Origin of the sequence: Trinickia diaoshuihuensis (genome assembly GCF_003390925.1) — a bacterium.
GTDB lineage: Bacteria > Pseudomonadota > Gammaproteobacteria > Burkholderiales > Burkholderiaceae > Trinickia > Trinickia diaoshuihuensis.
Genome location: NZ_QUBS01000067.1, coordinates 26,568 through 40,274, shown reverse-complemented (window position 1 = coordinate 40,274; position 13,707 = coordinate 26,568). Strand labels below are relative to the sequence as shown.

At 57.9% G+C, this 13,707-nt stretch carries 11 protein-coding genes and 1 pseudogene; 5 read left to right on the top strand and 7 right to left on the bottom strand.

Annotation, left to right across the window (positions count from 1 at the left end; all coding sequences use genetic code 11):
* Nucleotides 1–404: 404 nt before the first annotated feature.
* Nucleotides 405–1,304, top strand: coding sequence for a DUF72 domain-containing protein (locus tag DXT59_RS13525; protein WP_116137402.1), 900 nt, complete (start codon nt 405–407; stop codon nt 1,302–1,304).
* A gap of 26 nt (nt 1,305–1,330) precedes the next feature.
* Here DXT59_RS13525 and DXT59_RS13520 read toward each other — a convergent pair whose 3' ends face one another.
* The 3 genes from DXT59_RS13520 to DXT59_RS13510 form a co-directional block, all read right to left on the bottom strand.
* Entirely contained in the window at nt 1,331–2,545 is a 1,215-nt protein-coding gene (locus tag DXT59_RS13520) for a GGDEF domain-containing protein (protein WP_116137401.1), read from the bottom strand.
* Between the two features lie 87 nt (nt 2,546–2,632).
* Nucleotides 2,633–3,808 carry a GGDEF domain-containing protein gene (locus DXT59_RS13515; RefSeq protein ID WP_116137400.1) on the bottom strand — a complete coding sequence of 392 codons (1,176 nt, stop codon included), beginning with the start codon at nt 3,806–3,808 and terminating at the stop codon, nt 2,633–2,635.
* A 161-nt stretch (nt 3,809–3,969) separates the two neighbouring features.
* Nucleotides 3,970–4,464, bottom strand: coding sequence for an Lrp/AsnC family transcriptional regulator (locus DXT59_RS13510; protein WP_116137399.1), 495 nt, complete (start codon nt 4,462–4,464; stop codon nt 3,970–3,972).
* A gap of 170 nt (nt 4,465–4,634) precedes the next feature.
* Between DXT59_RS13510 and glmS the strand changes: the two genes are divergently transcribed.
* The 4 genes from glmS (at nt 4,635) to DXT59_RS13490 (ending at nt 10,915) form a co-directional block, all read left to right on the top strand.
* Nucleotides 4,635–6,464 (top strand): glutamine--fructose-6-phosphate transaminase (isomerizing), encoded by a 1,830-nt coding sequence (gene glmS, locus DXT59_RS13505; RefSeq protein ID WP_116137398.1) that lies wholly within the window; start codon nt 4,635–4,637, stop codon nt 6,462–6,464.
* A gap of 170 nt (nt 6,465–6,634) precedes the next feature.
* Nucleotides 6,635–7,300 (top strand): response regulator, encoded by a 666-nt coding sequence (locus DXT59_RS13500; protein ID WP_116137397.1) that lies wholly within the window; start codon nt 6,635–6,637, stop codon nt 7,298–7,300.
* Entirely contained in the window at nt 7,297–9,042 is a 1,746-nt protein-coding gene (locus tag DXT59_RS13495; RefSeq protein ID WP_116137396.1) for a sensor histidine kinase, read from the top strand. Before DXT59_RS13500 ends, DXT59_RS13495 begins: the two co-directional genes overlap by 4 nt.
* A gap of 667 nt (nt 9,043–9,709) precedes the next feature.
* On the top strand, nt 9,710–10,915 hold the full coding sequence (locus DXT59_RS13490; protein ID WP_205417425.1) for a hypothetical protein: 1,206 nt from the start codon (nt 9,710–9,712) through the stop codon (nt 10,913–10,915).
* Nucleotides 10,916–11,352: 437 nt separating this feature from the next.
* Here DXT59_RS13490 and DXT59_RS31170 read toward each other — a convergent pair.
* The 4 genes and pseudogenes from DXT59_RS31170 to ku all read right to left on the bottom strand — a co-directional run.
* Nucleotides 11,353–11,502, bottom strand: a pseudogene (locus tag DXT59_RS31170) (Txe/YoeB family addiction module toxin); the annotation flags it as partial.
* Nucleotides 11,503–11,507: 5 nt separating this feature from the next.
* Nucleotides 11,508–11,780, bottom strand: coding sequence for a type II toxin-antitoxin system Phd/YefM family antitoxin (locus DXT59_RS13480; protein WP_116137393.1), 273 nt, complete (start codon nt 11,778–11,780; stop codon nt 11,508–11,510).
* Nucleotides 11,781–11,890: 110 nt separating this feature from the next.
* A complete protein-coding gene (locus DXT59_RS13475) occupies nt 11,891–12,697 on the bottom strand; it encodes a tetratricopeptide repeat protein (RefSeq protein ID WP_116137392.1) in 807 nt (268 codons plus the stop codon).
* 26 nt (nt 12,698–12,723) lie between these two features.
* Nucleotides 12,724–13,650, bottom strand: a complete 927-nt coding sequence (gene ku / locus DXT59_RS13470; RefSeq protein WP_116137408.1) for a non-homologous end joining protein Ku — start codon at nt 13,648–13,650, stop codon at nt 12,724–12,726.
* Between the last annotated feature and the right edge of the window lie 57 nt (nt 13,651–13,707).

Here is a 13,707-nt window from a genome sequence, read left to right as displayed (position 1 = left end):
GTTCGAAGCACCTAGCAGTTCGAAGCACCTAGCAGTTCGAAGCACCTAGCAGTTCGAAGCACCTTGCAGTTCGAAGCACCTAGCAGTCACGAGTACCTGATGGGCAGCACCGTAGTTGCAGTATGGTAATGGCAGTACCCGCAGCACCAGCAGCACCTCACCTCGGAATAGCAGCACCTAGCAGTTGCAGCACCCCTGTAGTAGAAGCACCCCTAGCAGTAGATTCACCTCACCTCGAAGTTGCAGTAGACGGGCCCTGCCTCTTCCCTGGGTAGGGCCCTACGCATTTCCGCGCTCTACGCCGGCGAACAGTTTAGGGTATCCCCCGCTTCCCGCCGCGGCGCCGCGGTGATTCGATGATCGACCATCGAATCACGCCGCCGACGAAACGCCGGCCACCGGCCATGACGACAATTCTTTGCGGGACCGCCGGATGGGCGGACAAATCGCTTATCTCCTGCAAACGCTTCTATCCGCGCGGCTGTTCGACCGCGCAAGCGCGGCTTGCCTACTACGCATCGATTTTTTCGCTCGTCGAAGTCGATTCGAGCTACTACGCCCTGCCCTCGGTCACGAATTCCCAACTCTGGGCAGACCGCACGCCCGAGGGATTCGTCTTCAACGTGAAAGCCTTCCGTCTATTGACCGGCCATCAGACCGGACGCGAGGCATTGCCCCCGGACATTGCGCTTCACTTCCAAGAGACGGCAAAAAGAAACCTCTATTACCGCGACGTCCCACCGGACATACTCGACGAAGTTTGGCGCCGCTTTTTCGACGCACTGATACCGCTCGATCGAGCGGGTAAGTTAGGCGCCGTGCTATTCCAATTTCCGCCTTGGCTGACGAGTTCGCCGCAAGGCCGGGCCCATCTCGAAGAGTGCGTCGCGCGCACGGCCGGCCATAGAATGGCGATCGAATTTCGCAACCCGTCCTGGCTCGACGGCAAACATAAATCGTGGACGCTCGGTTTCGAACGTGAGCACCGCATAACACACGTGGTCGTCGATGCGCCCCCCGACGTGACTACGCGAGTACAAACGGTCTGGGAATCGACCAATGACGATCTGGCCATCGTCCGACTGCACGGCCGTAACGCCGACACATGGAATGCACCCGGCGCATTGGCATCGGGCCGCTTCAACTACGACTACAGCGAAGAAGAATTAGTCGAGTTGAGCGTGCCGATCCGAACGCTCGCCAAGCAAGTGACGACCACGCACGTTATTTTCAACAACTGTTTCGAGGACCAAGGGCAGCGCAATGCGCGTTCGATGATGCAACTGCTGCAAACAAAAACATAGAGACCGGCGCGCCCGCGGCGATACATTCAATGCGAAGCTCTGACGCCAAAAGCGTGATCGTTCGCCGTAACCGGTCCAAACCGAAATAACGACCGATCGCGTTTCGCGGCATACATCGCCGCATCGGCGACGTCGATTAAATCCCGTATCTGCGCCACGCGGTCCGGATACGTCGCGATGCCGATGCTTAATCCGATCTGGAACCGCCCCGCATATTCGACTTGTGCAACCGCGCGTACTTGTTCGATCAAACGACGAGCAAGGCCTCGTAGATCGTCGTCGCCGTAATCCGTCACCAGCGCAACGAATTCGTCGCCACCCACGCGCGCCAGCAGATCCTCGCGCCGCATCACGGCCGATAGCCATTTAGCGACCCGGCGCAAAAACGCATCGCCCGCACTATGGCCAAGTGCATCGTTGATGCTCTTGAACCCATCGACATCCAAATAAAGCAGCGCTACTTTGGATGGCCCGGACGCCGGCCCCGCAGCCAGTGCATCCACCGCGGCGAGCAACCGCCTCCGGTTCGGCAATCCCGTCAATGGATCGCACGCCGCTTGTCGGTCCATTGCTTCGGAATACGCACTGATATTGGCGAACGCGCGGCGCTGCACGACGAGTGCATAGGCGAGCAAGCCGCCGACGAACACCGCCAAGAGCGCGAGCGCACCGGCGCCGAAGATCACGCGTTCGCGCGCGTCTCGCGCCGCCGCTTGCCGGCGCGTTTCCCAAAGCCCTCTCAGCCGGTTGAGTTCGATGCGAAATACGTCCATCGCACGCTTGCCCTCGTCGGTCTGCACGAGTGCGATCGCCTCCCTCCAGTCCCCGCCACGGGAAAGGTCAAGGGTCCGAGCCAGCTCATCGAGTTTTTGCCGCTGAAGCACATCGATTCGCCTCACGATAGGGATCGATGCGGCATCGCCGTCGATAACGCTATGCAACTCGCGCATTGCCTCCGCGATGTCGCGCGTGCCGCGCTCGTAGGGTTGCAGGTAAGCGGCCGAGCCCGTGAGCAAATATCCGCGCTGCCCCGTCTCGGCGTCTTGCAGGTCGTCGAGCACCCGGTTCGTCGTGCGCAGGACCGTGAAAGTGCGGTCCTCGAACGCCCCGTTTCTGATGATCACCCGAGCTTCGTAGAGGAATGCCCCGGCTGCGATCAGCAAGCCGAGTACGAGTAATACATACAGTGCGACGAAACGATTGCGATCGTTACGGGCCGATCTGAACAACCGCGTGGGCAAGGCGTCCTCCCGGAAACAGAACGTGTGATCTCATGGAGTCGATCATAATCGAGCACGATGGTCATACCATAAGCGCGAATATGCTCGTCAGCCGGGTTGCGCCAGCTTTTCGTCGGACTCCCCGTGCGACGAAGCCATAACGACGCAATCGCGTCCCAAGGCCTTTGCGGTGTATAGCGCGGCGTCGGCACGTGCCAATACGCGAGCAAGCTTCTCGCCCGGACCGAATTCGTCGACGCCCGCGCTAAATGTGTACGGCGTCTGACCGCAAGGATGCGCCGCAATCGCCATGCGCAAACCGTTCGTGAGCTGCAGCGCTTGTGCTTCGTCGGTCGCCGGAAACAGCACCGCGAATTCCTCACCGCCCAAACGGCCGAACAGGTCACCCGGGCGAAGCGTTTGCAGCATCGTGGACGCGAAGTGCTGGAGTGCGAAATCGCCGGCCGCATGACCGTACTGATCGTTGACCGCCTTGAAATTGTCGAGGTCGAGAATGGCGAGCGCCACCGAGGCTCCGCTCGCCTGCGCGGCGGCAACGGTCGCCGCCGCGCGCTCCATGAACGCACGCCGCACGAGCGCTCCCGTGAGCTCATCGACGGTCGCCAGCCGTTCCATTCGCTCGGCTAGCCGGTCATGCGCAAGCATGACCATCCCAATCGACATAAACGGAAAGCTCAGAATGCCGAGCCCCAAGAACGCAATATTGAGCGGAGACGGATCGAGGAATGCGGTCTGATGATTCAGCCCGAGGCCGTATGCCGCCGAACGCGCGATATGAAGCGCCGTGCCGACGAATGCGGCGATCGCCAGAAAGTAATAACAGTATTGAGGCCGCTGCCGGGGCCGGTACCGAAGCACGGTCCACCCGACCGCACCGCGCACATACGCAAAGTAACCCGAACTTACCGCGACGCGCGCATCGAGATTGGGTTTGACATAGATGAAGTAGAGCAACACCGCATAGACGCCGATCACAACCGCATATTCGGAGAACGTTGCTTTGCGTCTGCCGAAAAACTCGCGCGCCCCTTGGAGGATGGCCAAGCTCGCGACCAAAAACAATCCATGCGCAACCGCAACGCCGAGCCAGCGCGGCACATGCGTACCGGCGAGGATCAACACCATACCGACGGAAATAATTCCGCAAGCCGCACACCAACGCGCCACTCCACATACGTCGGCGCGCAGCAGCGAGCCGAGCACCGCGGCGCTCATCACGCAGGACATGAGCGCGATACTAAGAAGCGCAACCGTGCTGGGCATGATTCAAGTGAGTTCGTATTCTTTGTATGGGCATGGGACTAGCCAGTCCCGCGCGCGACAGCAGGCTGACTTTCCGCGATATCGTATCGCACTCCCTAGTCTGACTAAACCGTGTGTTGCGAAGCAGCACCTATATCAAAGATTGCGCAGTTCCATGCGGCCTATCGCGATCGCATGCCGACGACCGTGGCAATAGGGGCGCCGGCTTCGAATTTGGCCCGGCGCATCGAGAAGAACGTGCGGACATTGCGAACGTTCGACGATTGCGTAAATAGCCTGCGGGCGAATTCATCGTACGAAGGCATATCGGGCAACTCGACGATCACAACGAAATCGGGCCCGGGCGAGACGCGATAGCACTGTGTCACCGCGGGTTCGGAGCATATGTATGATTCGAAGGCGTCGTAGTCTTCGGTGGCCTGACGATCGAGACTGACTTCGATAACGGCCGTCACCATCGATGCAATCTTCGAAAGATCGAGCATCGCCACCTCGCGCTCGATCAGCCCCGCCTCCTTCAATTTTCGGACGCGGCGCAGGCACGTCGGCGCCGATGCGAGCGCTCTTTCAGCGAGATCAATGTTCGAGAGCGAGGAATCTGCCTGCAGAATCGCCAGGATTCGCAGATCGAGTTCGTCTAGTGGCAGTCCTTCCATGGATCGATATCTCGGTTGGCTCTAGCGTCGCCAATGAAATTTAATTTCAAAACATCATCTATGGATTGGATTATTTCATATCGGATCAAACTTTGAAATAACATTTCACCTCGCCGCCGCTACGATCGCCCCACTGACCTGCTTGCGGGTCGAACCAACGGAGAGAGCGAATGTGTGGAATCGTCGGCGGGGTTGCCCAGCGTAACGTCTTGCCTGCTTTGATCGACGGATTGAAGCGGCTTGAATATCGAGGCTATGACTCTTGCGGAGTCGTCGCGTATCAAGACCGCAAGCTCGTGCGCGCACGCAGTGTCGCGCGCGTCGCCGCGTTGCAAGCCGATGTCGAATCGCTGCGATTGTCGGGTTTCACGGGGATCGCGCATACGCGCTGGGCCACGCATGGCGCCCCTGTCACGACGAATGCGCATCCGCACTTTTCCCCGAGCGATGACGACGCTCGTATCGCCCTCTCGCATAACGGCATCATCGAGAATTGCGATACGTTGCGTGCCGAACTGGAACGGCATGGCTATATATTCGCGAGCCAGACCGATAGCGAGACCATCGTCCATTTGATCGACCATCTCTACGACGGAGACTTATTCGAGGCCGTCAAGCGCGCGGTCGCTCGGCTGCAAGGCAGCTACGCGATCGCCGTCATGTGTCGCGACGAGCCGCACCGAATCGTCGGGGCGCGGGAAGGGATGCCGCTCGTCGTCGGGCTGGGACAGGGAGAAAACTTTCTGGCCTCGGACGCTATCGCGATTTCGAACGAGACGGATCGGATCGTCTATCTGGAAAATGGCGATGTCGTCGATATTCAATTGCATCGCCATTGGGTGGTGGACCGCGAAAACCGTCGCGTCGAGCGGCCCATGCACACAGTCGCCGCCCATAGTGGCGCGGCGGACCTAGGCGGATATCGCTATTACATGCAGAAGGAAATCTTCGAACAGCCTCGGGCGGTTGCCGACACGTTGCTCGACGTCAACGCCATCATGCCCGAGCTCTTCGGCGATAACGCCTATCGTGTATTCAACGGCATCGACTCCGTCTTGCTACTCGCATGCGGCGGCAGCTATCACGCGGCGCTGACGGCCAAGTATTGGCTCGAGAGTTTAGCCGGGCTGCCCACGGCGGTCGAGATTGCGAGTGAGTTTCGCTACCGCGACAGCGTGCCGAATCCGAAGACGCTCGTCGTGGCGGTCTCGCAAAGCGGAGAAACGGCGGATGTATTGGGTGCGGTGCATGTCGCCAAACGGGCCGGCATGGCCAACACCCTTGCCATTTGCAACGTGCCGACGAGCGCACTCGTGCGCGAATGCGCGTTGAACTTCATCACGCGCGCCGGCATCGAGATCGGCGTGGCGTCTACCAAAGCCTTTACGACGCAACTGGTGGCCCTCTTCCTATTGACGTTGACGTTGGCGCAGCTACGGGGACGATTGACCGATGAAGAAGAGCGGCAGCATTTGCATGCTTTGCGGCATTTGCCCGACGCCATGGGCAAGGTGTTGGCGCTGGAACCGCAAATCATGGCTTGGTCGGAGACGTTGACGCGCAAGGAAAACATCTTGTTTCTCGGCCGCGGCATGCATTATCCGATCGCGCTCGAGGGCGCGCTGAAGATGAAGGAGATTTCGTATATCCATGCCGAGGCTTATCCAGCCGGTGAACTCAAGCATGGGCCGCTCGCGCTGGTCAGCGAGGAGATGCCCGTTGTGGCCGTCGCGCCGAACGACCGGCTGCTTGAAAAGCTGCGGTCGAATATGCATGAGGTCAGCGCGCGTAACGGGCGGTTGTTTGTGTTTGCCGATGTGGATTGCGGGTTGTCTTCGGGACCGGGGTTGAATGTGATTCGGCTCAATGAGTACTACGGACCGCTATCGCCGATCTTGCATACCATTCCGATGCAGTTGCTCGCGTTTCATGCGGCGCTGGCTCGGGGGACCGATATCGATAAGCCTAGGAATTTGGCCAAGTCGGTTACGGTGGAGTGAATCGCAAACGCCGGTGCGTTTGTATTCCTCGACGCCGAAACATCCTACAATATCTCCCGTCGATAGCATCGCATTGACATGCTAGCCTTATAGAGACTGAGTGCGGCCGAGATAATCCGCATCGGGGACCATGCCTGTTTTGCGTCAGCACAGAATAGTGCCTCCACGATATGACGACAGAAACTAGCGTATTTCTCATCGAAGACGACGAGGTCATGCGATCGGAGTTCGAGCGGATGATCGATGCGCATTCGGCCCTAAAGCTTATCGGACGCGCGGGCACCCTCGCCGAGGCTCGGCGCCAGTTGCAAAGGATACGGCCGGACGTTGCGATCGTCGACCTCGGGTTGCCGGATGGCGATGGTACCGAGCTCATCGGCTTGCTGCGCGAACGGTCGCCGGATACCGCCGTACTGGTTAGCACAGTGTTCGGGGATGAAGCCCATGTCGTGCGCGCGCTGGAGGCCGGTGCGCGCGGGTACCTGTTGAAGGATACGACACTCGAGGATTTCGCCGATTCGATTCTGCTCGTCAAGAACGGCGATGCGCCGCTCTCGCCGCGCATCGCGCGCTATTTGCTTAAGCGGTTCGAACCGCGGAAGCAACCCGCACGCAGGGAGACCTGGGGAGCCGAGGTGCAAGCTAGTCTCACCGCACGGGAAATCGATATCTTGACGAGCATTTCTTCCGGGTTCTCGGTCGCCGAAACGTCCGCCAACCTTTGTCTTTCACCTCACACGGTAAAGACACATATCAAGAATATCTACGGGAAGCTGTCGGTCAGCAGCCGGATCCAGGCGGTGAACGAAGCGCGTCAGAAGGGCTTCATAGCTTGAGGCGCGTCGCCGTCTTCCTTTTGCTAGCCTGGATCGCAATCGGTGTTGGCAGCAGTGCATCCGGCGAAGCTTGGCCTGCTGTCACGCTGCGCGACGCACAGTTTGTCGCCACGGATAGCGCGGTCCCTCCCCATGCCGGCTGGCAACCGATCGCACTACCTGATAGCTGGCGGATCAATCATCCTCAGCTGAGCGGCTACGCGTGGTATCGGATTGCGTTCACCCTAAAGAACGTACCGACCGAACCGCTCGCCCTGTATGTGCCGCACGTCTCGCTCGTCGGAAGGCTTTGGCTCAACGGATCGTTGCTCAATCCCGAGGCGGTTTTCGATGCGGCCGACGGCAAAATGGGGTCGTCGATGAGCGACGTTCCGCTCTATCTCGTGCTTCCATCCGGGCTCTTTCATCCGGGCGAGAATGTGCTCGATATCCGATTGGAAGGTAGCAGCCGTGTTCGCAGCGGTATTTCAGCCCCGGTGTTGGGAGCCGTGGCTGAATTGGAACCCCGATGGCGATTGCGATATACGCTGCAAGTCACGATTCCGAACGTGCTCCTCGTCGTTATGGCAGCCGCGGCTTGTTTTTTCGCGGCCCACCTGCATCACCAACGTAGATTGCATTTGTTCCAGCTAGCTGCCCTTGCCGCGTTCGTCAACGCGGTGCTGTACCTGAGTATGCAGCTTCCTATCGGGCGTGAAGTCCTTCTAGTGCTACGCGTCGCGGGAAACATCGTGCTGCATTGGGCCGTGGTCGTAATCGCATGTCGGATGGCCGGGGAGCGCGGTAAAAGGTTCCTGCGGGTCTGGCATATCGTCACCTTTCTGACAGTCGTCGCAGTGGCAGGATACGGCGCCACGGGGGTGGTTACCGATCGCATCTGGATGCTCACCTGGCCTCATCTTCTTCTGCGATTCGTTGCTGTTTATTTGATCCTCGAAAGAGCGTGGCGCGAGCGCTCGGTCGTGCTGGCCGCGCTGGCGATCACGGGAGCGATTTGGCTACTCAGCCTCGCGCAGTCGTACCTACTGTTGATGGAGGTCTTTCCCTGGGACCACTTCCGCTCCAGCCCTTCGGGTTCCGCGCCGTTCGGGATAGTGCTGATTTTCTACTGGGCCGGTCAATTCATCCTCGACCGGCAACAGGCAGCCGTAGCTCAACAAGGCGCCATCAACGCAGAGCGCGGCCGCATCCTTCAGGAGATGCACGACGGTATGGGCGCTCATCTCACGGCGGCGCTCCATCTCGCTCGCCGGGGCGAGGCTGCACAGCAAGAATTGATCGGGTCGATTGAAGAGTCGCTTCAGGACTTACGCGCTATCATCGACTCGTTGGATCTATTCGACGGCAATCTCTTGCCGCTACTCGCCAATCTTCGCTTTCGCATCGAACCCCGCCTGAAAGCGCTCGGGATTCAATTAACCTGGGATGTCGCCACGCCGTTCCCGCGAATGACTGGATTAACGCCGCAATCGGCATTGAGCGTGCTGCGGATCGTGCAGGAATGCATCAATAACGTGCTGAAGCATGCGAAGGCGCGTTTTATTCACTTCGCTGCGCATCCGGAAGGGGTGCAGCTATGCATCACGGTTCGTGACGACGGCTGCGGATTCGATCCATCGCGAACGGGAACCGGCGGACGCGGGCTGAACGGCATGCGTGTGCGAGCAGAAAATTTGAAAGGCACACTCCACATCCGCAGCTATGACAGAGGCACAACTGTCGAGTTGCGAATTCCTCTCTGACAGCGGGTAAGCGGGAGAAGCCGAACTTCGGCGTGAGTGCAGTTACAAAGATACCGACGCTACTACCTCGTTCGTGGTATTGCTTATCGTATTGTAGCAGACCAGAATGCTCGCAATACCCACGACAGTCCTATGAAATGCGCGAGGCAAGTTTTGCCAGATTTATAGAGACCAAAACCACAAGGAAGGAGAAAACCAGGAATCAAATAAACAAGCCACGCAGAGAGCAGCCGACACTAGAATTTTCGATCAGACGTATTTACGAAATAAACATATAGAGAGGATTCGTCATGGCCATGCGTTTCAACGCCAAACCCGGCGACATCATTACTGTCGAGTCGACGCACAGGCTGAATGAGCCACCGATCGTAAAGCAGGGATGGACTCCGCTCGCCGTTCTTACGTACGCAATACCTGCATCGCATAGAAACATAGACCGACCAGTACGCATTTGTTTTTCCTGTGACATGAACAACTCAAATATTAGCGCAACGCGATTCAATAAATCCGCCCCGCAACGCAACACAATTTAATAATTGATAAAACGATTCATTTAAAACGGATTTTCTCAGCCAATGATGGAAAGCTTCATAATCCACCAGAGAAGCTGGTCATACGCCTTTCGACCACAGGTGTCTTTACCGCCCCCTCCAAGGAGAAGATAATCATGACCGTATCCAATCTCGTTCGTTCGACGGCCGCAGGTAGGCAAAGCCTGGCCCAAGCCATTGCCAAGGGCCTTCCGAGCTTCGTTGATGCCAATATGAACTATCTGCAAAACGTCTGTATCGTGAACACCTATGTAAACAATGTGATGAGCTCGACTCTGCCGGTGGTGCCGGTGCAGCCGAAGGATTGGGACAAATATGTCAGTGCATGGGAGCAGGCGGACGGCATTGCTCTCCAATGGGTGAACACTTGCATGGCGCGACTGCTTCAAGTGCCGCAGGAGGTGCAGGGTTATAACGGGGCGATTACGAATCTGCTGCAGGATGCGATTACGCAAACCAACGCACTCATCGTCAATCCGAATAATCAGGCCGCTAAGATTGCGCTCAACCAAGATCTGACGGCTCTGCCGCAGCAATTGCAGGTGGTTGAAAGCTTTATATCCGGCGCGATCACCGCCCTCCAGGGATTCCAGGACCAACTGCCGACCATGGCAGCGCAACTTACCCAGCTGTCCAACCTGGCTATTGCCGACAATCAGGCTGATCAGCGACAGATTCAGCGGCTACAGCAGGACATCGAGCAATTGCAGAATGATATCGACTCTCGGACATCGACGATCATCGGGCTTGCGATCGCCGATGGCGCCATATTGACACTCGGCGTCGTCTCCTCGATTGTCTTTTTTCCGGCAGGCTTGTTGACCTGGTTCGTGCTCGGCCCAGCGGTCGCAGTCGCCACGACCGTCATCGCGCTCGATGCTGAGCAGATAAAAGCGGACAAGGCCCTGATCGGTCAAGACCAGTCACAGATGAACGAGCTAACGGCGTCATGCGCGGTGCTTGCGATCATGTCCACCACTTATACAACCTTTGCCAACCAGTCTGAGCAGATCCAGGCAGCGCTGCAAGCTGTTCTAGCCGAGTGGCAAGCCCTTTCCAGCGATATAGCCACTTCGATCACCGATATCCAGACCGCAGTGAACGATGAGTGCAACAACAACTATCAAGCCGTGCTAACCGACCTCAACGGCGCGGCTGAAGAGTGGGAAGCGGCCGATACGCAGGCCGCCTCGCTGGTGTTGACGCTCAATGTGAATAATGCGCAACTCCAGATCGGTATGTCACAGAACCAGGTACAGTCGGCGCTTGCCGGCGGTCAAACCTATGATGTGATTACCTATTTCAATCAAATTGCGGCGTAGAAATGACAGGGTAACGCCCGGAACGCACCGCGGCCGGTTGAATTACCGGTTCGAACAATTGAACGTCTGTGAGGCAATGCCATCCTCAGCCGTTTCGGCAACCCAACTGTAAGCAACACTTCGACCGGCCGAGAGGCCGGCTTTTTCACGCTTGCCCCTGTTATCTCTCGTCTGCGGGCTGAGGCTCACTCACTTCATTGCGCCCGCGCTTGGGATGTTATCGCACGAGCAAGTAAGAAGCATCGTCAATTAGCCGCGCGCATAGTGCATTCGGAAAACGTGCCAGCCCTCCTTGATGGCCCTGCAAATGGCCCCATCTTCCGTGAAATGACAGCAATCAGATAAGGTGGCCTTTCGTTGAAATCGTGGATATCGTGACACGTCTTTGCACAATTAAAGTTCATCATGATTCCAGACGTCACGCTCATACCGGCGATACTGTAGGTCCGTCGCAACGGCTCCGGTTTACCGATACCTTCGAACGGCGAGAGCTGCACGTCCTTGATAAGCTGCTTGATACGCCCTAATGTTTTCTTGTCCTGCCCGTGCCAATAGACGTAATCGTCCCAAGCCTCGACAGTCCACATGAGGTTCAATGCGCCGCTCGTTCCGTATCGTCAGCTAACTTTCGGGGCTTTACCTTGCCTGCACGTGCCTGCGCGATCGAGCGCTCCAAATGCGCTACGTTTGCGGGGGAGCGGAGAAGATGGATCGTTTCCATCAAGCTGATGTAATGCTTCTGAGACATGAGAACCGCATTTGGTCCGTCGCTGCGGGTAACTAGCGTCACGTCCGCATCGTCAACGACTTGGTCGATAATGCGCGCGAAATTTGCGCAGGCGTCGGTAAGCGAGATCGCACGCATTTGTCCTCCTTTGTGGCTAACCCTAACCGATAGAGGCACAACTCTGCCCTACCCGGAGGAACATGTACAGAAAATCGCCCGCGCCCCGACTGCAAACAACCACGTGCCCCTCACGTCGTCAACCGCCGATAAGCGCTCAAGTGCCGCAGCAGCCCCTGCCGATCCCCGCGCGTCTCCAACAGAATCGCCAGATTATGATGCGCATCCGCATATTTCGGATCGAGCTGCAGGCACCGCCGATAAGCCCGCTCAGCATCGTCGAACCTCGCAAGCTCCTCCAAAGCGATCGCGCGATTGAAATGCAACACCGCATCTTCGGGAAAATGCGAAAGCGCTTCGTCGAAAACCGTTAGCGCATCCTCGCAACGCGATCCGACTTCGCACAGTAACGCTCCGAGGTCCACGTAAGCAGCATAGTGCGGCTTCGGAGAAAGCGCGATCGCCTTCTTGTACGCCTGCTCCGCGCCATTCACATCGGAGGTTCTGAGCTGATCGCCAAGCTCGTACCACTCCTCGGCTTGATGCGCCGCGTCTTTTCCGCCCGGCGCCGTCTCTAGGAAAACCACATCGCCTTTCACCTGCGCGACTTCGAAGTCCAACAGCAACTGACCGGTAATTGCATCCCATTGCGACGGCCCCGTCTTGACGACCACATCGCTGCCGACGGCCGATACGCGAATACCGGTCAGCGGCAATTCGTCCGGCAACGCTGCCCGCAATTGCGACAAAGCAAGTATGATCTTACGAGGCGGGATGCGAGCGGCGCGCAATTGCAACGCCGTGCGCAGTAATACGACGTCCTGAAACGTAAATCGATATTCGCCCCTCGCACCACGCGACGGCGTAACGAATCCGGCGCCGATCAAGCCGGACACGACGCGGCGCGACACCCCAAGCGTCGCCTCCAACTCCCGCATCGAAATCAGGCGTGAAACGTTCGATGTCACTTGCGTGCCCGCACCTTCGCCGGTTCCTTCGTTGCGGTTTTGGCTGCCCGAGTCGCGGGCTTACGGGCCCTCGCGGGAGCCGCCTCTTTTTCCGCCTCCGGTTCTTCGCTTTTGCGTCGCGTCGCACCCGCGGCTTTATCCTGCCCCCCGCCCTTGAGACTAGCTCGTAAGGCTTCCATGAGGTCGATCACCTTCCCGCCGCCGGCTGTTGCCTCGACGGCCTCTTGAACGACCACCTGCTTGCCCTCGATCTTCTCGTCTATCGCGGCCAGAATGCGCTTCTTCTCCTCGTCTTCGTACGCGGCGGGATCGTAGCTGTCTTGCGCACCCTGCTCGATGATTTGAAGCGCGAGTTTCAACTCGGTTTCGGATATATCGACCACATCGATATTGAGGTCCTTCAACGAACGCACTTCGTCGGCGTAAAGCAGTTGCTGAAAGACGAGGCCATCCTCTTCCGGCCGAATTTGCACGATTCTGGTCTTCCCCTTCGACGCCCACTTGGCCAGCGCGCAACGCCCGCTCTTCGCAAGCGCCTGCTGCAGCAAGCTGTACGGCTTGCCGCCTCGCTTGTCGGGCGCAATGTAGTACGCCTTGTCATAGAAGACAGGATTGACCGCCTTCTCCGGGATGAATGCCATGATCTCGACGACATGGCTCGCAGCGTCCTCCAGAGCCTTCAATTCATCGCTAGTGAAAACGACGAACTGATCCTTCTCGAACTCATAGCCTTTTTTCATGCTCGAGCGTTCGACGACGGCCCCGCTCTTTTCCGAAACGTATTGCTGCTTCACGCGCGACCCGTCTGGTGCGAGCAGATGAAATCGAACGTCCGACGAACTCTCCGTCGCCGTATAAAGCTTTACCGGGATGGAGACGAGGCCGAAAGAAAGCGATAAAGAAGCAATGGAACGGGCCGGCATGAGCATCTCCTCACGAATAGCTGGTCAGCATATTCTGCAATGCCCGTGCCAAGCAGC